The organism is Mycobacterium pseudoshottsii JCM 15466, from assembly GCF_003584745.1.
GTDB classification, from domain to species: domain Bacteria; phylum Actinomycetota; class Actinomycetes; order Mycobacteriales; family Mycobacteriaceae; genus Mycobacterium; species Mycobacterium marinum.
Window position 1 is genome coordinate 5,157,258 of sequence record NZ_AP018410.1, and the last position, 20,766, is coordinate 5,178,023.

The following is a 20,766-nucleotide window of genomic DNA, read 5'->3' on the forward strand; positions in this document are numbered from 1 at the left end:
ATCGTCGTCGTCGCAGTCCGGCGTCGGTTGTCGCCGACGGCCGTGATCGTAGTCCAGGCAGGAGTCGATTCCGCGGCTTGGCGCGTTGGAAAATGCGGGCTAGGCGGCCCCTGCCGGCGGTAGGTACAGGCCCTTGCCGGTAACCAGCGGCAGCTCGAGGGTCGTGCGGATGCCGGGCGGGGCGGCCACCACCGCAGGGATCGCGTTGACCACCCGCATCGCGGTGGCGACCAATCCGGCATGGTTGTGGTCGCCGCGACGGCTGCTCAGGCAGAGGTCCATGGCGTAGGACGGTTCGCCGGTGATCTCGATCCGGTAGGACCCGCCGGGCTGGGCGGGCTGGGGCCAATCGGGGCACAGATCCTCGCGTAGCCGGGTGACGTGTTCGAGCACCACGACAGGAGCTCCGTCGACCAATCCGAGGACTTCGAAGCGCAGCGCGGCGGCGCTGCCCTGGGGAATGTGACCGGAGGCGATGTCGAAGGCGTGCGGGGCGGGTTCGCGCACGTACATCTCCTCGACCACGTCGAGGGAAAGGCCAAGACCCGCCGCAAGCTGGCGGACCACCGAACCCCAGGCCAAACTGAGCACCCCGGGCTGTAGCAGCACGGGGATCTCGTCGAGCGGCTTGCCGAATCCCATGACGTCGAACATGACGACGGCGCTGTCGTAGGTGGCGTAGTCGACGATCTCCATGCAGCGGATCTGCTCGATGCTCTGACAGGTACCCGCGAGTACCATCGGAAGCAGGTCGTTGGCGAAGCCCGGATCGATACCGCTGACATAGAGGCTCGAGTTGCCTTTGCGGGCAGCATCTTCGAGCGGCTTGACGAGTTCGTCGGGCAGTACCTGCCACGGATACTGCAGAAAGACCGGGCCGCTGCCGACGATATTGACGCCGGCCGCCAAGACGCGCCGATAGTCATCGAGTGCCTCGGGCAGCCGGTTGTCGGCCATCGCGTTGTAGACGGCGCACTGCGGCCCGCTGGCCAGTACGGCATCCAGATCGGTGCTGGCCTTCACTCCGGTGGATTCGGCGAATCCGGCCAGCTCGGCGGCGTCTTTGCCGGCTTTGGCGTCCGATGACACCCACACTCCGGTGAGCTCGAACTCGGGGTTGGTGATGAGCGCACGCAGCGAGTGAAGGCCGACGTTGCCGGTGCCGAGCTGCACGACGGGTATTGCCATGGCTGGTTCCTTAAGGAGTGCGGATTCACAGGTCGGGGACTGGTATGTCGAGGTTCGGATGGGTGAGGCCGCCGTCGACCTCCAATGTCTTGCCGGTCAGGAAACTGCCCGCCGGGGACGCCAAATACACTGCGGCGGCGGCAATGTCGACGGGATCGCCGAGGCGGCGCAGCGGTGTCGCCTGCTCCATCGGTGCGCGCAGTTCGTCGTTGGCGGCCACCACTTCCAGTGCGGAGGTGAGGATGGATCCGGGAGCGATCGCATTGACCCGGATCCGTGGGCACAAGTCCAGTGCGGCCAGCCGCGTGTAGTGCGCCAGGGCGGCTTTTGCGGTGCCGTAGGCGGCGAACCCTCGTCCCGTCACCCGGCCCATGGTCGAGGTGATGTTGATGATGCCGCCGCCGCCGGAGTGCTCGAGCATCAACGGAACCGCCGCGACGGTCAACGCGTGGGCGGTTGCCACGTTGAAGGTGAATGCGTCCTTGAGGTCCTTCGTCGAGGTGGTCAGCAGCGTATTGGGCATCGTTCCGCCGACGTTGTTGACAACGATGTCTAGTCTTCCGAACGCCTCGACGGCCTGCCCGGCCAGCTCCGCGGTGGCCTCCGGATGGGCCAGATCGGCGGCGACGACGTGCGCGCGACGCCCGATTGAGCGGACCGTGTCGGCGACCTCGTCCAGTTGGGACTGCGTTCGGGAGGCGATCACCACATCCGCACCAGCCTCGGCAAAGGCCAGCGCAATAGCCGCACCGAGGCCGCGGCCACCCCCGGTGATAACGGCAACTTGGTCGTCGAGACGGAACCTGTCGAGGATCACTGCGGCCTCGCTTCAATTGTCGACCGAGACGGCAGCAACCCTCGCCGTTTCGGGTGGGGCAGTTTCTGGAACAGGTTCTAGTTTGGCATAGCGGCGCCGAATTGTAACGACCCCCGCGAAGTGGAACCTCCGCGACAACCTCGCCTACCGCAGCCCCGGCCGTGGCTGAAATCGCGACGAAATGCTGCCTGCCCAGGGGCGAGTGTTCAACGTCCTGTAATCGAAGGTTCCCTGTTGCTAATGTAGCCTGCAGGCTGCGAAGAAAGCTGGTTGACGTGTCGCGCCCGAGGGTTGCGGCGGGAGTGTGTTTCATCTCTACCGTTAGGAACTGAATTGAAACTCAACCGAGTTGGCGCCGCGCTGAGTGTCCTGGCCTCGGGCGCTTTGGTTTTATCAGCGTGCGGTAGCGACAACAACGCAAGCGGGGGAAGTTCGCCGGCCGGCCAATCGAGCAACGTGAGCTGCGGGGGGAAGAAGACCCTCAAGGCCAGCGGATCGACCGCCCAGGCCAATGCCATGACCCGCTTCGTCAAAGCCTTCGAGGAAGCCTGCCCAGGACAGACCCTCAACTACACGGGCAACGGCTCCGGCGCCGGCATTAGCGAATTCAACGGCAACCAAACCGATTTCGGTGGTTCCGATTCACCGCTTAGCAATGATGAGGCGGCGACGGCCGAGCAGCGCTGCGGCGGTTCGCCGGCGTGGAACCTGCCGGTGGTGTTCGGCCCGATCGCCGTCACCTACAACATCAGCGGCGTCAGTTCGCTCAACCTGGACGGCACCACGCTGGCCAAGATCTTCAACGGCACCATCACCACGTGGAACGATCCCGCGGTCGCCGCGCTCAACTCGGGTACCAGCCTGCCCGACACCCCGATTCACGTGGTGTTCCGCAGCGACGAGTCCGGAACCACCGACAACTTCCAGCGTTACCTTGACGCGGCTTCCGACGGCGCCTGGGGCAAGGGCGCCGGCAAGTCGTTCAAGGGCGGTGTCGGCGAGGGCGCGAAGGGCAACGACGGCACGTCGGCGGCGATCAAGAACACCGAGGGGTCGATCACCTACAACGAATGGTCGTTCGCGCAGGCGCAGCACCTGAACATGGCGAAGGTCATCACCTCTGCCGGCCCGGAACCCGTGGCGATCAGCACCGAATCGGTCGGAAAGACGATCGCCGGCGCTGCGATCATGGGCCAGGGCAACGACCTGGTGCTGGACACGGTTTCGTTCTACAAGCCCACCAAGCCCGGTTCCTACCCCATCGTGCTCGCGACCTACGAGATCGTGTGCTCGAAGTATCCCGATTCTCAAGTGGGTACCGCGGTGCGGGCGTTCCTGCAGTCCACCATCGGTGCTGGGCAGAATGGCTTGGCGGACAACGGGTATATCCCGATTCCGGACGAGTTCAAGTCAAGGTTGTCGACCGCAGTCAACGCCATCGCCTGATCTGAGGTCGACGTGGTCCAAGGCCGGCCGGCCAAGCCTGAGCTAGCGGCGGTCGACGCGAGTTCATCGCGACGAGCCGACCGGCTGTTCAAGCTCTTCGCGTCCACGGCGGGGATGACCATCGTCGTCTCCATCGCGCTGATCGCGGTATTCCTGTTGATCCGCGCCATCCCGTCGTTGCGCGCGAATCACGCCAATTTCTTCACCAGTTCGGTGTTCGACACCTCCGACGACGAGAAGTTGGCGTTCGGCATCCGCGATCTATTCATGGTCACGATGCTGAGTTCGATCTGCGCACTGGCACTGGCGGTGCCGATTGCCGTGGGAATCGCGGTGTTTCTCACCCAGTACGCGCCCAAGCGGCTCTCGCGTCCGTTGGGCGCGATCGTGGACCTGCTGGCCGCGGTGCCGTCGATCATTTTCGGCTTGTGGGGCATCTTCGTGCTGGCCCCCAAGCTCGAGCCCATCGCCGAATTCCTCAATCGCAACCTGGGATGGCTGTTCTTGTTCAAGACGGGCAACGTCTCGTTAGCCGGCGGCGGCACGATCTTCACCGCGGGCATCGTGCTCTCGGTGATGATCCTGCCGATCATCACCTCGGTATCGCGCGAGGTGTTCCGCCAGACCCCACAGATTCAGATCGAAGCAGCCCAAGCGCTCGGGGCGACGAAATGGGAAGTGGTGCGGATGACCGTGCTGCCCTTCGGTCGCAGCGGTGTCATTGCGGCGTCGATGCTGGGCCTGGGGCGTGCCCTGGGTGAAACCGTGGCGGTGTTGATCATCCTGCGTTCGGCGGCCAAACCGGGGAACTGGTCACTGTTCGACGGCGGGTACACGTTCGCCTCCAAAATTGCTTCTGCGGCTTCCGAGTTCAGCGAACCGCTGCCGACCGGTGCCTATATTTCCGCGGGGTTCGCGTTGTTCGTCCTGACCTTCGTGGTCAACGCCCTCGCCCGCGCCGTCGCCGGCGGGAAGGTCAACGGATGACCACCAACGCGCTCGATCAACCGGTCAAAGTGGTGGTGTTTCGGCCACTGAGCCTGGTGCGGCGGATCAAGAACAGCGTGGCGACGGTGCTGCTCTTCGCCTCGTTCGCCGTCGCGTTGGTGCCGCTGGTGTGGCTGCTGTGGGTGGTGATCGAACGCGGCTGGTACGCCGTCGTCCAGCCGGACTGGTGGACGCACTCCCTTCGCGGGGTGTTGCCCGAGGAGTTTGCCGGCGGCGTCTATCACGCGTTGTACGGAACATTGGTGCAGGCCGGAATCGCGGCCCTGCTGGCCGTACCGCTGGGCTTGATGACCGCGATCTATCTGGTCGAATACGGCTCGGGACGATTGGCCCGGCTGACCACGTTCATGGTCGACGTGCTCGCCGGGGTGCCCTCCATCGTGGCGGCGCTGTTCATCTTCAGCCTGTGGATCGCCACCCTGGGATTCCAGCAGAGCGCCCTGGCGGTGTCGTTGGCATTGGTTCTGCTGATGCTGCCGGTAGTGGTGCGCTCCACCGAGGAGATGCTCAGGCTGGTGCCCGACGAACTGCGCGAGGCCAGCTTCGCGTTGGGCGTACCCAAGTGGAAGACGATCGTGCGCATCGTCGTCCCGATCGCCATGCCCGGCATCGTGTCCGGTGTGCTGTTGTCGGTGGCGCGTGTCATCGGCGAAACCGCACCGGTGCTGGTGTTGGTCGGCTACAGCCGTTCGATCAACTTCGACGTGTTGCACGGCAACATGGCGTCCTTGCCGCTGCTGATCTACACCGAGCTCACCAACCCCGAGCATGCCGGTTTCTTGCGCGTGTGGGGAGCGGCGCTGACGTTGATCATCATCGTGGCCGCGATCAACCTCATCGCCGGGGGGATCCGGTTCCTGGCCACTCGAAGGCGATAGCCCCCGCTCAGGATCCTTGGGCCAGTTTCAGCACCCTGCCGTTACCGCGATCGGCGACGTAGACGTTGCCCTTCTTGTCCACCGCCACCGACAGGGGGTGTTGAGGCCGGTGAAGGGTAACTCGGTGGAGGTGGTGGCCCCGGCCGCCAGCTTGGCCACCGCATTGTTGTCGTGTTCGGTGACGTAGACATTGCCGGCGCTGTCCACGGTGATTCCCCACGGCGCGGTCAGGTTGGAGAACGGCAACACCGACTGGTTGCTGGTGCCGGCGTCGAGCTGCAGCACCCGGTTGTTGTCGGTGTCGGTGTCGGTGACGTAGACGTTGCCGTCGCTGTCCACTGCCACCCCGTCGGGGTTCTTGAGCCCGTTGAACGGCAGCACGACCTGGCTGGTGGAGCCGGCCGGCATCTTCACCACCCGGTTGTTGCCCCGGTCAGCGACGTACACATTGCCCTGGGCGTCCACGGCGATTCCCTCGGGGTAATTGAGGCCGTTGAACGGCAGCTCAACCTGGTTGTTCGACCCGGCGGCCAGGGCCACCACCCGGTTGTTGAAGTCGGTGACGTAGATCTTGCCGGAGGTGTCCACGGCCACGCCCTGGGGTTCGTAGAGTCCGTTGAACGGCTTCACCGTCGGCGTGCTGGACCCCGCGGGCAAGGCCACCACCCGCCCGTACATGGTCTGGTTGGTGACATACACGGTGCCGTTGGCGTCCACGGCAACCCCGCCGGGGGCGAAGCGGAAGTTGAGACCGGTAAACGGCAGCACTACTTGCCCTCGCGGCTCGGTTGAGCCTTTGGGTTTGGCGAGCACGAATGCGGTGGCGCCGGCGACGACGAGCAGCACCGCCACCACGGCGGCGCCGATTATCCAGTTCTTCCGGCTCTTTTTCGGGCTCGCCGGCGGCGCGGTGGCCGGCTGACTGGCCGGCGGTGTCGCGCTCGGACTGGATCCGGTGCCGACGGCGGGCCGGATCCCGGACTGGCTGGGCCAGCTTGTGCCGGTGATGACGGGCGCGGCCTGCGTGCGCTGGTCGGATACGTCTGGGCGGGAGCGCCATCCGGTGGTGCTTGCCGGCACCGGCCGAGCCACCGTCTCATCGCCCGTCGGATATTGCGGCGGCGGCGCAACGGGCTGCGGCGCCGGTGGCTGGGCGCCCGATCCGCTGTAGTTGGTCCAGCTTCCTCCCGCGCCAGGGTCAACGGCTGGAGTCATGAGGGCCATGTTGTCGCCCTGACGCAGGATGGTTGCTTCCTGGCGCTGCTCGGGGGTGGTGAGCGCCTCGTGCGCGGCGATGGCCAGGTCCCCGGCGCTCATGTAGCGCTCGTCGGGATTCTTGGCCATGCCTTTGGCGATCACCTCATCCAACGCGGCTGGAACCCGTCCGGGACGGAGCTGACTGGGCCGCGGGGGAGGTTCCATCAGGTGCGCGGCAATCAATCGCTCCACGCTGTCTGCGCGATAGGGCGGTGCACCGGTCAAACATTCCCCCAGCACGCACGCCAGCGCATAGATGTCGGCACGGTAGGTGACGTCGTTGCCGGTGAATCGTTTCGGGGCCATGTAGTTGTAGGTCCCCACGGCCATCCCGCCCTGGGTCAGTCCGGGATCGGCGGCGGCCCTGGCGATACCGAAATCCACCAGATACGCGAAGTCATTGTCGGCGACCAGAATGTTCTCCGGCTTCACGTCGCGGTGGGTGACGCCGTTGGAATGCGCGGCGTCCAGCGCCGCGGCGATCTGGCGCACAATGGCCACCGCCCGGGCCGGGGTCAGTGGGCCGAACTGCGTCAGCATGGCGCGCAGCGAGACACCGTCGATCAGTCTCATCTCCACGAAGAACTGGTCGTCGATCTCGCCGTAGTCGTGGATCGGCACGATGTGGGGCTCGGTCAGCCGTCCCGCGGTGTCGGCTTCGCGTTGCATCCGCGCGCAAAACGTGGGATTGCCGGAGTACTGCGTCGAAATCAGCTTGAGCGCCACCACCCGGCGTTTGCGGGTGTCTTCGGCTTCTTAGACCTCGCCCATGCCGCCACGGCCGATCAACCGCACCAACTCGTAGGGCCCAAAGCGCGACCCAACCCGTGAACCCGGCCCGGTCTCGCTCACGGTCAACGCTCCCTTCGCGTGGGCGCCCATTCCACCGGGGCCGACCCTACATATTCACGCTACCGACGCCCGTGGTGCTGGTGCGCCGAAACCGGTGGTTAACACACGGTAAATCGTCGGAGAGTGAGCAGACAACAAAAACCGGTTACTCACAGCGATTTCTGTATCCTGAGACGAAGATGTGAGCGGACCGATTCGTGCGCGAGAGAGCCCCGCAACGGGCCCGAAACGGCCCGAAGGGGGCTGAGCCAGTAGCGCTGAGGCCGGTGAAACTAGATCGGACTCTTGAGGATTCGAATGGTCCGCGGCGCCGGAGACGGTTACGCGATGGCGTTGACCACCGGGATCAATTTCGAGCGAAACGACTCCGGAAGCGGGATGTATCCGTACTCATCCAAACCAACCTGGCCGTCACCAATTGTCGCTTGCATGAAGGCTTTAACGGCGGTGCCGGTCGGCGCGTCCGGGTACTTCGAGCAGACGATCTCGTAGGTCACCAGCACTATCGGATAGCCGCCGTCCTGGGTGGGCCGGTAGAACGACGAGGTGTCCACCACCAGGTCGTTGCCCTTCCCCTTGAAGGTGGCTCCGGCGATCGTCTTGCCCACCGACTCGGCGGTGATGGTCACCGGCTCCGGGCCCGCTGACGTGATGATCTGGGCCATGTTCAATTGATGACCCACCGCGTACGACCATTCGTTGTAGGTGATCGATCCGTCGGTTCGCTTCAGCGCCTGCGACGTGCCGTCATTGCCGGCAGCACCCTCGCCGACGCCACCGTTGAAGGTCTGGCCGGCCCCCTTGCCCCACGCTCCGTCCGACGCCGCGTCGAGATACTGCTGGAAGTTGGCCGTGGTTCCGGACTGGTCGCTGCGAAAGACCACGTGGATGGGCGTCGGCGGCAGGTTGATGCTGGTGTTGAGCGCCTTGATCGCCGGATCGTCCCACTTGGCGATGGTGCCGTTGAAGATCTTGGCCAGCGTCGGGCCGTCCAGGCTGAGTGCGCTCACGCCTTTGAGGTTGTAGGTGACCGCAATCGGACCGAACACGACCGGCAGGTCCCAGGCTTCCGATCCGCAACGCTCGGAGGCCTTCTGGGGCTCGTTCTTCGCCGGGTTCATCGGCGTGTCCGACCCCGCGAAGTCGGTCTGATTCCCCAGGAACAGCTTTATTCCGGCGCCGGATCCATTTGCGTTGTAGTCCAGCGTGTGGCCCGGGCAGGCATGGATATAGGCGTAGACGAACTGTTCCATCGCATTCTTTTGTGCGGTGGAGCCCGCGGCCAGCAGCTTCTTCTTACCGCCGCAATCCACCGGCACCAATGGCGTGCTGGATCCGGTCGACGACGAGGTATTGCTGGAATGGCCTCCGTATGCCGACAACGCCAATGTGCTGGCGAGCAGCAGGCTGAGCACGACGCCAGATCGGTTGGACTTCACGCAAAAACTCCTCTCGGCGGCACGACGAGCATATGTGAACAAGTCGGGCGCTGGTCAGGACTTGGCAGCTTGTTTGGCCCGGGCCTTCTTGGCCGGCGCCTTTTCGGCGGTGCTCTTCTTCGCCGCTGACTTCCCGTCACCCGAACGCGCTTTCACGCTCGCCTCCAGCTTGGCCAGCAGGTCGGAGACATCTTCGGTCTCGTCCAGCTCTGCGGGTTGTTCTTCGGCGGTAAATGCTTCCCCGCCTTCGAGTTTGGCGTCGATCAGCTCCTGCAGTTGCTCCTGATAGGTGTCGCGGTAGCGGTCCGGGTTGAAGTCGTCTGCCATCGACTCCACCACTTGGCCGGCCATCTTGAGCTCCGCGGGTTTGATCTCCACCTCCTTGTCCAGCACCGGGAAATCCGGGTCGCGGATCTCGTCTGGCCACAACAGGGTATGCACCACCATGACCTCGCGCTTGCCGAAGTCCTTGACCCGCAACGCCGCCAGCCGCGTCTTGCTGCGCAGCGTGAAATGCACGATCGCCATCCGCTCCGTCTCGGCGAGCGTCTTGGCCAGCAGCACATACGATTTAGAGGACTTCGAGTCGGGCTCCAGGAAGTAGCTGCGGTCAATCATCATCGGATCGACTTCTTCGGCTGGGACGAATTCCAGCACCTCGATTTCGCGGCTGCGATCTTCGGGCAACGTGGCGAGGTCGTCGTCGTTGATGATCACCATCTGGCCATCGTCGGATTCGAAGGCGCGGGCCAGGTCGGAGTATTCGACCACCTCGCCACAGACCTCGCATACCCGCTTGTACCGGATGCGTCCGTTGTCCTTGGCGTGCACCTGATGGAACTTGATGTCGTGGTCCTGAGTGGCGCTGTACACCTTGACCGGCACATTCACCAGCCCGAAAGCGATTGAACCCTTCCAGATGGAGCGCATGGAGTCAGTATGCCCAGAACCCGGGTCGGTTAACAGTGCGCCGCGGCACCGGAGTCCTGCTGCCTGCCCCAGCCCCGGTCAGCTCGCGAGCGTGCGTGTCGGCACGGCGACACGCCGCATCACGCGGCATTTCGTGCACCCTCGCCGGGCCCGATTGTGGGCGTGCGGTGGTCATCGCGACTGCCGCAGGTCGGCCCGATAGGGCAGGTCGGCGCCGGCACGGGCAACGGTCAACGCCGAGGTCAGGGCCGCGACTTCGAGTGCAGAGGTCAGCGCCGACACCCCGATCTTGCGCAACTCGGTGCGCCGGTCGGCACCTAACAATCCCTGCTCCCACAGCGTGTCGAGCAGACCGGCCATGAACGCGTCTCCGGCGCCGACGGTATCGACCACGCGAACCGGCTGGGCGGGCATACTTGCCGGGCCGGCCGCGCAGAACGCCACTGCGCCCTGATCGCCCAACGTCAGCGCGACAATCGCCGGGCCGCAGGCCAGCCAGGCCCGCGCGGTCTGCTCCGGAGGCTGGGTGGGGTCGATCCAGTGCAAGTCTTCGGCACTGGCCTTGATGATGTCGCTGCGCTCGACGAGGCGTTGGATGCGTTCCCGAGTCAGGTCCGGGTCAGCCCTCAGCGACGGACGCACATTGGGATCGAAGCTCGCCGTGGCCGCGGCCCGATAGGCGTCGAGCAGCGCCGCGACCGCCAAGCATCCTGGTTCCCGCGCGGCGGCGATGGAACCGGTGTGCACGAGAAGCGGCGGCGCCACGGGGGGTGTGTCGGGTATCTGCCATTCCAGGTCGAACGCGTAGGTGGCCGAGCCGTCGGGGCCGATCCTGGCCGTCGCGGTGGGCGTCCGATCAGCCGTCTGGCTTCCCGAAACAAGTTGTACACCTGAGGATTCAATGTACTCGGCGATCCGTCGTCCGCGGGCGTCGCGGCCGATGTGGGTCAGCAGATCGACGTCGCGGCCCAATCTGGCCAGTCCGACCGCGACGTTGAGGGGGCTGCCCCCGACGTACTCGGCCGGGTCCGGCCCATCGACGATGTCGATCAGGGCTTCACCGATCACCAGCCCACGTGCCATGGCGACAGGTTACGTTGGCCATATGGGTTCGACGCAGGCCTGGCCTCCTGGACAGGCGAATGGTCCGCAGGTGACGCTGACCAACGCGGACAAGGTGCTGTACCCGGCTACCGGAACCACCAAGTCTGACGTCTTCGGTTACTACACCGGCATCGCCGAGGTGATGATCCCGCATATCGCCGGGCGCCCGGCGACTCGCAAGCGCTGGTCCAACGGCGTCGATCAGGCGTCCTTTTTCGAAAAGCAGCTAGCGTCGTCGGCGCCGGACTGGCTGCCGCGTGCCAGCGTGGTGCACCGGTCGGGAACGACGACCTATCCGATCATCGACAGCGCCACCGGGCTGGCCTGGATCGCACAACAGGCCGCCCTCGAGGTGCACGTCCCGCAGTGGCGGTTCGTTGCCGAGTGGACGTCCAAAGGCGAAATCCTCACGCCCGGGCCGGCCACCCGATTGGTGTTCGACCTGGACCCGGGCGAGGGCGTGACGATGGCCCAACTCGCGCAGGTGGCGCGGGCGGTGCGCGATCTGCTCGCCGACATCGGCCTGAGTACCCTCCCGCTCACCAGCGGTAGCAAGGGCCTGCACCTCTACACCCCGCTCGACGAGCCGGTGAGCAGCAAGGGCGCCACGGTGTTGGCCAAACGGGTCGCGCAGCAACTGGAAACGGTGATGCCGGCGTTGGTCACCGCGACCATGACCAAGAGTCTGCGGGCCGGGAAAGTGTTCCTGGACTGGAGCCAAAACAGCGGTTCGAAGACCACCATCGCGCCGTATTCGCTGCGTGGGCGCGAACAACCGACAGTCGCCGCACCACGCAGCTGGGAGGAGCTCGACGACCCGGGGCTGCGCCAACTGACCTACGACGAGGTGCTTGCCCGCCTCACCCGCGATGGCGATCTGATTGCGGCGCTGGACGCGGACCTCCCCGGCGACGACCGGCTGCTCAAATATCGCAGCATGCGCAACGCGTCGAAAACGCCGGAGCCGGTGCCCCGAGCCAGACCCGTTGTCGGGAAGGGTAATACCTTCGTGATCCAAGAGCATCACGCGCGCCGTCTGCATTACGACTTCAGGCTGGAGCGTGATGGGGTACTGGTGTCATGGGCGGTGCCGAAAAACCTGCCGGAAACCACGTCGGTGAACCACCTGGCCGTGCACACCGAAGATCATCCGCTGGAATACGCGACGTTCGAGGGCAACATCCCGAAAGGGGAGTACGGCGCCGGCAAGGTGATCATCTGGGATTCCGGCACCTATGACACCGAGAAGTTCCGCGACGACTCGAGAAACGGTGCGGAAAAGGGGGAGGTGATTGTCAACCTGCACGGCAGTCGAATCTCGGGGCGGTACGCGCTGATTCAGACCAACGGGGACCAATGGCTGGCGCATCGCATGAAGGACCAGACGGCCTTCGATTTCGACACCCTCGCGCCCATGCTCACCTCCCACGGTTCGGTGGCAGGTCTCGAGTCGGGTCAGTGGGCGTTCGAAGGCAAGTGGGACGGCTACCGGCTGCTGGTCGAAGCCGACCATGGCGCGCTGCGACTGCGCTCCCGCAGCGGACGTGACGTCACCGCGGAATACCCCCAATTACGTTCATTGGCCGCCGATCTCGCTGATCACCACGTGGTGCTCGACGGTGAATTGGTGGCCCTCGACTCCTCCGGAGTGCCCAGCTTCAACGAGATGCAGAACCGGGTGCGCGCCACCCGCATCGAGTTCTGGGCGTTCGACTTGCTCTTTCTGGACGGTCGCTCGCTACTGCGGGCCAGATACCGCGACCGGCGCAAGCTACTGGAAACCCTGGGCAGTGCGGGCAATCTGATCGTTCCGGAGTTGTTGCCCGGTGACGGCGCCGAGGCGCTGGCCTACTCGCACAAGCGCGGTTGGGAGGGAGTCATTGCCAAGCGCCGCGACTCCGGCTATCAACCCGGGCGGCGCTCGTCGGCGTGGATCAAGGACAAACACTGGAACACCCAGGAAGTCGTCATCGGCGGTTGGCGAGTTGGGGAGGGTGGGCGCAGCAGCGGGATTGGATCGTTGCCCATGGGCATTCCCGGCCCGAGCGGTTTGCACTTCGCCGGCCGTGTTGGAACCGGCTTCACCGAACGTGACCTGGCCAACCTCAAGAAGACGCTGGCGCCGCTGCATACCGACGAATCCCCATTCGACGCTGCGCTTCCGGCGCGCGAGGCCAAGGGTGTTACGTTCGTCGCGCCGACACTGGTCGGGGAGGTGCGCTATAGCGAGTGGACCCCCGATGGCCGATTGCGGCAATCCAGCTGGCGTGGGTTGCGCCCGGACAAAAACCCGAGTGAGGTGGTGCGCGAATGAAATGGGTGACGTATCGAAGTGCGGACGGTGAGCGTGTCGGGGTGTTGTCCGACGGTTCGATCTACGCGATGGCGCCGGGAGTCGCCCTGCTCGATCTGATCAAGCGCGGCGCCGACGGATTACGCGAAGCCGGTGAAAACGTCTTGCGCTCACCGAGTGAGGTGGTGGCTCTCGACGAGGTGACGTTGGCGGCGCCGATACCGCGCCCGCCATCGATCCGCGACTCACTGTGCTTCTTGGACCACATGCGCAACTGTCAGGAAACGGTGGGAGGCGGCCGGGTGCTGATGGATACCTGGTATCGCATCCCGGCGTTCTACTTTGCCTGTCCGGCCACCGTGCTCGGGCCCTACGACGACGCGCCCATGGCCCCCGGAAGCGCCTGGCAGGACTTCGAATTGGAGATCGCGGCGGTGATCGGAACCGGCGGCCAGGATCTGTCCGTCGAGCAGGCCGAGCAGTCCATCATCGGCTACACGATCTTCAACGACTGGTCGGCACGTGACTTGCAGCAACTGGAAGGCCAGCTGCGCATCGGGCAGGCCAAGGGCAAAGACAGCGGAGTCACCTTGGGCCCGTATCTGGTTACCGCCGATGAGCTGCAGGCCTATCGCCGCGACGGGAAGCTGAGTCTGCAGGTGAGCGCGCTGGTCAATGACACGGTCATCGGCTCGGGATCCACCGCGACGATGGATTGGACCTTCGGGGAAGTCATCTCCTATGTCTCGCGCGGGGTGATGCTGGCGCCGGGCGATGTGATCGGCTCCGGCACCGTGCCCACCTGCACCCTCGTCGAGCACCTGACCAACCCCGACTCGTTTCCCGGCTGGCTACATGACGGCGACGTCGTCACCCTCGAGGTCGAGGGGTTGGGGCAGACGCGGCAGCGGGTATGTGCGACCCCGCCACCGCAGCCTTTGGCACCTCGCGTTGATCCCAACGCCGCGCCAGAGGCCGCCCGGGTCAACCCGGCGCCGCCGCTGGTGCCCTACACCCGTGGGCTGCACCAGGTCGCCGATCGGGTGTGGGCGTGGACATTGCCGGACGGCGGATTTGGCTGGAGCAACGCCGGGCTGGTCGCCGGAGACGGTGCCTCGCTGTTGGTCGACACGCTGTTCGATCTGGCGCTCACGCGCGAGATGCTGGACGCGATGCGGCCGATCACCGATGCGGCGCCCATCACCGATGCGCTGATCACCCATTCCAACGGTGACCACACCCATGGCAACCAATTGTTGAGCCCTTCGGTGCGCATCATCGCGGCCAAAGGCACCGCCGAGGAGATTGCCGAAGACACCGGTCCCACCTTGCTGACGGCGATGCAGACCATCGACCTCGGGCCGGTCGCGACGAGATTCATGCGGGATCGCTTCGGGCACTTCGATTTCAGCGGAATAAGGCTGCGCAACGCGGATCAGACATTCGACCACGAGCTGACGATCGATGTTGGTGGCAGGCGGGTCGATCTGATCAACCTCGGTCCCGCGCACACCGCCGCGGACTCGGTGGTGCATGTGCCCGATGCCGGCGTGCTGTTCGCCGGGGATCTGCTGTTCATCGGCTGCACGCCGATCGTCTGGAACGGGCCGATCGCGAACTGGATAGCGGCCTGCGACGCGATGATCGCGCTGGACGCGCCCATCGTGGTCCCCGGCCATGGCCCAGTCACCGACCCGGATGGAATCCGGGCCGTCCGCGGCTATTTCGAGCACGTCAACGAACAGGCCGAGGCTGCCTACCGCAAGGGTCTGTCCTTCGCCGAGGCAATCGAGACCGTCGAGCTTGGAGAGTATGCGGCGTGGCTGGACTCCGAGCGGATCGTGGTCAACATCTATCAGCGCTACCGCGAACTCGATCCCCACACCCCGGAGGTAGAGCGATTGGCGCTGCTGGTCATGCAGGCCGAGTGGGCGGCCAAGCGCGTCTAGCGGGCTAGCCGGGTAACCCGAGTGCGCCGAATATCCGGCCGCCGGCGCCACCGGCACCCGGGATCGCGCCGGCGCCGCCGGCACCGCCGGCACCGCCGTCCCCGATCAGACCGGCGTTGCCGCCGTTGCCGCCATTGCCCGTGGTGGCACTGACGCCGCCCGCGCCCCCTCCACCGCCCGTACCGTAGAACCATCCGCCGGCTCCGCCGGTGCCACCGCTGCCGCCCACTCCCGCGTCGGAGAACAGCAGGCCATCGCCCCCGGCGCCCCCGGAGCCGCCGACGCCGATCAACCCGGCGGCGCCCCCGGTACCTCCGGTGCCTCCGGTACCGCCGGTGCCGCCGGTGCCGAACAACCCGGCCGCCCCGCCGGCCCCACCCATGCCGCCGACTCCGCCAGTCCGGTCGGCCTCGCCGCCCTGTCCGCCATCGCCGCCGTTGCCGGCGATACCGGAAAACAATCCGGCGTTGCCGCCGTTACCGCCGTTGCCTCCCGAGGCGGAATTATCAGAGCCTTGGGTTCCAGGACCACCGCCGGCCCCGCCGGTGCCGCCGTTGCCCCAGAGCCCGGCGGAGCCCCCGTTGCCGCCCGGCCCGCCATTACTGTTGAAACTTGCCGGTGGACCGGCACCGCCGGCTCCGCCATCACCGCCGTCGCCGCGTAGCAGACCGCCCTGCCCGCCGGCGCCCCCGTTTGCGGCCACACCGCCGTCGCCGCCGATACCGCCGTTGCCGATCAATCCGGCGTTTCCGCCACGACCGCCGACCTGGCTGCCTGTGGGTACTGCGGGGTCGTTGAGGTCGCCGCCAGCCCCGCCGTTACCGCCATTGCCGCTCAGCATGCCGCCGTCACCGCCGGCACCGCCGGCCGCGCCATTGGCGCCGTCGCCACCGGCACCGCCATTGCCGATCAGACCCACGCTCCCGCCGTCTCCGCCGGCCCCACCATTGAAAAAGAACTGCTGTCCCGCGCCGCCGGCACCACCCGCGCCGGCATTGCCGAACAGCCCCGCGCTGCCGCCGTTGCCGCCGGCACCGCCGCCGATCACGAACGACGGGCTATCCCCGCCGCCTCCACCGGCGCCGCCGTCGCCGAACAGCATTCCGCCGTGCCCGCCGGCCCCGCCGGCGCCGCCCGGCCCGCCAAGCCCGCCGGCCCCGCCGTTGCCGATCAGCCCGGCGCTTCCGCCGTTACCGCCGGCCACACCCTGGTTCGTGCCGGGCGCGCCGTTGCCGTCGTTGCCGAACAGCAGCCCGCCGTCGTCGCCGCTTTGCCCAGGCGCGGCACCGTCAGCACCGTTACCGATCAGCGGGCGCCCCAGCAAGGCCGTGCTCTGCTGGTTGATCACGTTCAGCAGTTCCTGCAGCGGGGATGCGTTGGCGGCTTCGGCGCTGGAATAGGAGGCCGCCGCACCGCTCAACGATCGCCAGAACTGCTGGTGAAATGCGTTGGCTTCTAAACTGATTGTTCGATAGTCCTGGGCATGGTCGGCAAATAGCGACGCCACCGCGGTCGATATCTCGTCGGTACCCGCGGCCAGGATCTCGCTGGTCGAGGGCAGTGCCAAAGCATTGGCGGTGCTCAGGGCCGAGCCAATTCCTTCCAGGTCAGCCGCCGCGGAAGCCAACAGTTCCGGCACTGCCATCACATACGACATGTTTGTCCCTTGTGTTCTGGTGAGTAGGCGGGAAAGTGCAGCGTATCGCGATACCGAACTGCGTCGTCGTGTTCTGCGAGTATCGTTGTCGGACTTGCTTTCTGGATGCCGTGCTGTTGCTAGTCGGTGGAGCGGACCGCGGTCACGAAGCCGATCGTGCTGGCCGGGCTCTGCCGGTCGGCCGCGGTCAGTTCCGCAAGCCCGGCGGCCAGGACCAGATCGCCATGGTCGGCGGTGGCCGTCTTCCAGCCGTGTGATCGCAGATAGGCCGCGACGTCGGTGTGCTCACCGGGATAGGTCAAACCGGCGATATCCATGTCGAGTCCATGGGCTCGCCATCCCTCGGTCATCTGCTGCGCCAGTTGCTGGGACTCCGCCGATGACCCATTGATGGTTCCGTAGTCGGCGGCTAGCCGGCTGCCGACGGCGCTGAGCTCAATGACATTGTCCAGCAATCGAATTTCGGCCTCCGGAGGAAGGAAACCGATGAGCACCCCTTCGGCCAGCCAGGCGGTCGGGCGGGCGGCGTCGAAACCCGCTGCCCGCAGCGCGGACGGCCAGTCGTCGCGCAGGTCGATGCCCACCGGATGGTGGTCGGCGGTTGGGGATGCACCGAGTCGAGCCAGCGTGGTGGTCTTGAATTCGATCACCTCCGGCTGGTCGATTTCGTACACCCTCATTCCGGTCGGCCAGGGCAGCCGGTAGGGTCGCGCGTCAAGGCCGGAGGCCACGATCACCACCTGGCGCAGTCCCGCGGCGATCGCATCGGCAAAGAACTTGTCGAAAAACAGTGCACGGGCGGCGAACGTGTCCACCATGCGCGCAAATCCGAGACCGGCTGCAACCTCGTCGAGATCAACCTCGCCGGAGGCCGCCCGGGTGAACAAGTCCAGCCCCACGGCGCGGACCAGCGGCTCGGCAAACGGGTCGGCGATGATCGGCCGTGACCGCCGGGTTGCGGCGGCCCGCGCCGCGGCGACCATGGTGGCGGTGGCGCCCACACTGTTGGCCAGGTCCCAGCTATCGCCCTCGGTTCGTGCCATCTTCTTCTCCTTCGACTTGGGCAGGCGTCAATCCACCGTAGGCCGTGTCGGTAAACGGTCACGTCGCCTACCGTTCGGGTATGGCTGCAGTGGAATTGCAAACTCTTCAGCACAACATTGCTTGCGTCACCTTGAACCGGCCGACCCGGTTGAACGCCATCGACGGATCGCTGCTCGACGCGATGGACGACGCCCTCGACGCGCTGAGCGGGGGCGAGTTTCGGGCCGCGATCCTGACCGGCGCCGGGCGCGGGTTTTGTGCCGGAGCGGATTTGAGCGGCACCGGACAGCCTTGGACGAAGGCCACACCCACCACCCCGCCGTTCAAGGCCACCTACGATGCCCAGGTCAGACTGGCCGACCAATTGACCCGGCTCTACGAGCTGCCCATTCCCGTGATCGCGGCGGTCAACGGCGTCGCGGTCGGCGGCGGGCTGGCCTTTGCGCTGCATTGCGATATCCGGATCGCTGCCGAAGACGCCAGGTTCGGATCGGTGTTCATCAAGGCCGGGTTCTCGTCGATGGACATGGGCACCAGTTATCTGCTGCCCAGAATCGTCGGTGCCGGGGTGGCGCGCGAACTCATGCTGACCGGCCGCATCATCGACGCTGTGGAGGCCTATCGGATCAGGCTGGTGCACGAGGTGGTGGTAGCGGACGAATTGTTGACTGCGGCGCAGAAGCTGGCCGGATCGATCGCCGAGAACAATGCGTATGGCGTGTGGCAGACCAAGATTGGGCTCAACGCGGCGCTGGATGCCCCCAGCCTGCGGCATGCCAAGGAAATCGAGAACCGTACCCAGATTATCAGCGGCTTCACCAACAACCCGGCCGAGGCCGCCCGCGCGCATCAGGAGAAGCGTCCGCCGGCATGGGATTCGCTGTAGCGTCTAAACTTTCGAGATAATCTTCTCGGCGAACTTTTCCAGGTGGGCGATCTTGGTCTGTAGCGGCTCGGTGTCGGGACCCTTGATGTAGGGCATCCGGAAGCCCACGATGACGTCGGTGACTCCTTTGTCCTGCAGCCGCTTGATGCCGTCGACGGTGTAGGCATCCATTGAGATCACATGGATTTCGAACGGGCCGGTGTGCCCCTCTTCCTCGCGAAAGTGCTGAAGTTTGCTGATCAGGCGGTCGAGTTCGTCGGGATCGGTGCCGCCGCCATGCATCCAGCCATCCAGGCGCGCCGCGCGCCGAAGTGCGGCATCGGCATGGCCGCCGACCAGGATCGGGATTGGCGCGGTCGGGGCCGGGCTCATCTTCGTCTCGGGAATGTCGTAGAACTCGCCGTGGAACTCGAAGTATTCACCGGTGGTGAGTCCTTTGACGATTTCGATGCATTCGTCAATCCTCTTGCCGCGCTTGGCAAAGGGCACACCCATCAGCTCGTAGTCTTCCGGCCATGGACTGGTGCCCACGCCCAGCCCTACCCGATTGCCGATCAGCGCGGCCAGTGAACCGGCTTGCTTGGCGACCAGGGCGGGGGGCCGGACGGGGAGTTTGAGGACGAAGAAGTTGAACCGCAGTGTCTTGGTGACCGCGCCCAATGCCGCGGTCAGGACGAAGGTTTCAATGATCTCCTTGCCGTCGAGAAACTCGCGATTGCCGTCGGGTGTGTACGGATACTTCGAGTCGGACTCGTAGGGATAGGCGAGGCTGTCGGCGATCGTCATGCTGTGGTAGCCGGCCGCCTCGGCGGCCTGTGCCAGCGGGACATAAAACGACGGGTCGGTCATCGCCTCGGCGTAGCTGAACCGCACGTCATCCCTCCCTTCTGTGAGCGGGCATCCAGATCGATACTAGAACGTGTTCTAGTGCAATCGCGGCGAGTCCGGACAACCGCGGCTACTCGGCCGGCGCCCAGCAAGCACGCGGGATGAGGGCCCGGCTCACACCGTCGCCGGCTAGAGCTGGTTCTCCGGGCCGATGATCGCCCACACCGTTTTGCCGGTCGCGGTGGGAGTGCTGCCCCACGCGCGGCACAGCGCTTCCACGATGGCCAGGCCGGACACGTCGATGCCTTTTGGCGGAGTCTGCAACCGGACAGCCGGGGCATTGCTGCCGTCGGAGACGGCGATGGTGGCCGCGGTGCCGTCGCACTGGACCTTGATCACTGGGTCGCTTCCGGTGTGCTCCAGCACGTTCTCGACGAACACGTTGACGATCACCAAGGCGACCGGTATCAGCCCGGGTTTCGACCACGACGTGAGCCACTCGCGGACCAGCTTGCGGGACTCGCGAAGGCTGCCCAGGTTGGCGGGCAATTGCACCTTGGGCATACCGCACCTTGCGTCGCGCGAGCCGGCCGACGGCCTTGATGGCGCCTTTCTCGGTGGGGTACACCGGCATGAAACGGGTAACTCCGGTTCGGGTGATCAGTTCCCGGCCGGCGCGACTCGCGCACACCAGCAAGATGGGGACATGCTGCGGGGTATCGACCTGCCAGCGTGCGCTGACAAAGATGGACCAGGACGCTTCGTCGGGTACCTGCAGGGCGCTGACGTTGACGACGACGGCGGACGGCTCGTCGAGCGTGGCCTTGATGATGGCATCGCGCAGCGCCGCGCAGTTGGTGGAGTCGATGGCGCCCTCGACCGAAAGGACCACCAGCGAGTCTTCGCTGCGCGTGTCGATGGCCAAGGCGTTGGGAGACTTCGCCGTCGCGTTCACTGGACCCGCTCCCGCTTCCGCGAGCTGATCATCGCCCCGACCGGCGGCCGGTGCCTGGCTAGCCGATCTGCAGACATCCCGAACCGGTATGCCAGCTGCATCCTGTCCTCCGGTTCCATGTCGTGCTCCTCGAACTCCCGCCCGTGAATCGTTAGAGGACACCGACTACATCGGTGGCGCAAACTTCCATTTTCGGCCAACGCGGACGCTTTGGGTACATCGGGTGCCATCTGTC

The 20,766-nt window shown here is 65.6% G+C and carries 14 protein-coding genes and 2 pseudogenes; 6 read left to right on the forward strand and 10 right to left on the reverse strand.

What is annotated here, in order from left to right:
- Window positions 1-99: 99 nt before the first annotated feature.
- Both MPSD_RS23470 and MPSD_RS23475 read right to left on the reverse strand, forming a co-directional pair.
- Window positions 100-1,188 (reverse strand): NAD(P)H-dependent amine dehydrogenase family protein, encoded by a 1,089-nt coding sequence (locus tag MPSD_RS23470; RefSeq protein ID WP_086085559.1) that lies wholly within the window; start codon window positions 1,186-1,188, stop codon window positions 100-102.
- A gap of 25 nt (window positions 1,189-1,213) precedes the next feature.
- Complete coding sequence (locus MPSD_RS23475; RefSeq protein ID WP_020786087.1) at window positions 1,214-2,005, reverse strand: SDR family oxidoreductase; 792 nt, start codon at window positions 2,003-2,005, stop codon at window positions 1,214-1,216.
- A 333-nt stretch (window positions 2,006-2,338) separates the two neighbouring features.
- Between MPSD_RS23475 and pstS (MPSD_RS23480) the strand changes: the two genes are divergently transcribed.
- From pstS (MPSD_RS23480) to pstA, 3 genes are all read left to right on the forward strand, one after another.
- Complete coding sequence (gene pstS, locus MPSD_RS23480; RefSeq protein WP_012396128.1) at window positions 2,339-3,451, forward strand: phosphate ABC transporter substrate-binding protein PstS; 1,113 nt, start codon at window positions 2,339-2,341, stop codon at window positions 3,449-3,451.
- Window positions 3,452-3,565: 114 nt separating this feature from the next.
- Window positions 3,566-4,438 (forward strand): phosphate ABC transporter permease subunit PstC, encoded by an 873-nt coding sequence (gene pstC, locus MPSD_RS23485; protein WP_420811973.1) that lies wholly within the window; start codon window positions 3,566-3,568, stop codon window positions 4,436-4,438.
- Window positions 4,435-5,337 carry a phosphate ABC transporter permease PstA gene (gene pstA / locus MPSD_RS23490; protein ID WP_015357056.1) on the forward strand — a complete coding sequence of 301 codons (903 nt, stop codon included), beginning with the start codon at window positions 4,435-4,437 and terminating at the stop codon, window positions 5,335-5,337. The genes pstC and pstA overlap by 4 nt, the downstream gene beginning before the upstream one ends.
- Window positions 5,338-5,344: 7 nt before the next feature.
- Here pstA and MPSD_RS23495 read toward each other — a convergent pair.
- From MPSD_RS23495 to MPSD_RS23510, 4 genes and pseudogenes are all read right to left on the reverse strand, one after another.
- Window positions 5,345-7,446: pseudogene (locus MPSD_RS23495) on the reverse strand (serine/threonine-protein kinase PknD).
- Between the two features lie 320 nt (window positions 7,447-7,766).
- On the reverse strand, window positions 7,767-8,885 hold the full coding sequence (pstS, locus tag MPSD_RS23500) for a phosphate ABC transporter substrate-binding protein PstS (RefSeq protein WP_086085560.1): 1,119 nt from the start codon (window positions 8,883-8,885) through the stop codon (window positions 7,767-7,769).
- Between the two features lie 54 nt (window positions 8,886-8,939).
- Window positions 8,940-9,815: a non-homologous end joining protein Ku gene (gene ku / locus MPSD_RS23505; RefSeq protein ID WP_012396123.1), complete on the reverse strand. Its 876-nt coding sequence runs from the start codon at window positions 9,813-9,815 to the stop codon at window positions 8,940-8,942.
- A 171-nt stretch (window positions 9,816-9,986) separates the two neighbouring features.
- Window positions 9,987-10,898, reverse strand: coding sequence for a carbohydrate kinase family protein (locus tag MPSD_RS23510; protein ID WP_036426288.1), 912 nt, complete (start codon window positions 10,896-10,898; stop codon window positions 9,987-9,989).
- Between the two features lie 22 nt (window positions 10,899-10,920).
- Between MPSD_RS23510 and MPSD_RS23515 the strand changes: the two genes are divergently transcribed.
- Complete coding sequence (locus MPSD_RS23515) at window positions 10,921-13,233, forward strand: ATP-dependent DNA ligase (protein WP_086085561.1); 2,313 nt, start codon at window positions 10,921-10,923, stop codon at window positions 13,231-13,233.
- On the forward strand, window positions 13,230-15,161 hold the full coding sequence (locus tag MPSD_RS23520; RefSeq protein WP_020786081.1) for a fumarylacetoacetate hydrolase family protein: 1,932 nt from the start codon (window positions 13,230-13,232) through the stop codon (window positions 15,159-15,161). Before MPSD_RS23515 ends, MPSD_RS23520 begins: the two co-directional genes overlap by 4 nt.
- A gap of 4 nt (window positions 15,162-15,165) precedes the next feature.
- Here the strand turns inward: MPSD_RS23520 and MPSD_RS30330 are convergent, their stop codons facing one another.
- Window positions 15,166-16,818 carry a PE family protein gene (locus tag MPSD_RS30330; protein ID WP_086085562.1) on the reverse strand — a complete coding sequence of 551 codons (1,653 nt, stop codon included), beginning with the start codon at window positions 16,816-16,818 and terminating at the stop codon, window positions 15,166-15,168.
- Window positions 16,819-16,937: 119 nt separating this feature from the next.
- Window positions 16,938-17,861 (reverse strand): SAM-dependent methyltransferase, encoded by a 924-nt coding sequence (locus MPSD_RS23530; RefSeq protein WP_020786080.1) that lies wholly within the window; start codon window positions 17,859-17,861, stop codon window positions 16,938-16,940.
- Window positions 17,862-17,941: 80 nt separating this feature from the next.
- Between MPSD_RS23530 and MPSD_RS23535 the strand changes: the two genes are divergently transcribed.
- The gene (locus tag MPSD_RS23535) at window positions 17,942-18,748 is read left to right on the forward strand and encodes an enoyl-CoA hydratase/isomerase family protein (protein ID WP_036427146.1); all 807 of its coding nucleotides are present in this window, start codon (window positions 17,942-17,944) and stop codon (window positions 18,746-18,748) included.
- 3 nt (window positions 18,749-18,751) lie between these two features.
- Here the strand turns inward: MPSD_RS23535 and MPSD_RS23540 are convergent, their stop codons facing one another.
- Together MPSD_RS23540 and MPSD_RS23545 are read right to left on the reverse strand one after the other, a co-directional pair.
- Window positions 18,752-19,621 carry an LLM class flavin-dependent oxidoreductase gene (locus tag MPSD_RS23540; RefSeq protein WP_086085563.1) on the reverse strand — a complete coding sequence of 290 codons (870 nt, stop codon included), beginning with the start codon at window positions 19,619-19,621 and terminating at the stop codon, window positions 18,752-18,754.
- Window positions 19,622-19,765: 144 nt separating this feature from the next.
- A pseudogene (locus MPSD_RS23545) lies at window positions 19,766-20,531 on the reverse strand (STAS domain-containing protein).
- Window positions 20,532-20,766 lie beyond the last annotated feature (235 nt).

Coding starts and splice junctions, on each gene's coding strand:
- MPSD_RS23470 (WP_086085559.1), bottom strand. CDS start 1,188: ATGGCAATACCCGTCGTGCAGCTCGGCACCGGCAACGTCGGCCTTCAC.
- pstC (WP_420811973.1), top strand. CDS start 3,566: ATGACCATCGTCGTCTCCATCGCGCTGATCGCGGTATTCCTGTTGATC.
- pstA (WP_015357056.1), top strand. CDS start 4,435: ATGACCACCAACGCGCTCGATCAACCGGTCAAAGTGGTGGTGTTTCGG.
- ku (WP_012396123.1), bottom strand. CDS start 9,815: ATGCGCTCCATCTGGAAGGGTTCAATCGCTTTCGGGCTGGTGAATGTG.
- MPSD_RS23510 (WP_036426288.1), bottom strand. CDS start 10,898: ATGGCACGTGGGCTGGTGATCGGTGAAGCCCTGATCGACATCGTCGAT.
- MPSD_RS23515 (WP_086085561.1), top strand. CDS start 10,921: ATGGGTTCGACGCAGGCCTGGCCTCCTGGACAGGCGAATGGTCCGCAG.
- MPSD_RS23520 (WP_020786081.1), top strand. CDS start 13,230: ATGAAATGGGTGACGTATCGAAGTGCGGACGGTGAGCGTGTCGGGGTG.
- MPSD_RS30330 (WP_086085562.1), bottom strand. CDS start 16,818: ATGTCGTATGTGATGGCAGTGCCGGAACTGTTGGCTTCCGCGGCGGCT.
- MPSD_RS23530 (WP_020786080.1), bottom strand. CDS start 17,861: ATGGCACGAACCGAGGGCGATAGCTGGGACCTGGCCAACAGTGTGGGC.
- MPSD_RS23535 (WP_036427146.1), top strand. CDS start 17,942: ATGGCTGCAGTGGAATTGCAAACTCTTCAGCACAACATTGCTTGCGTC.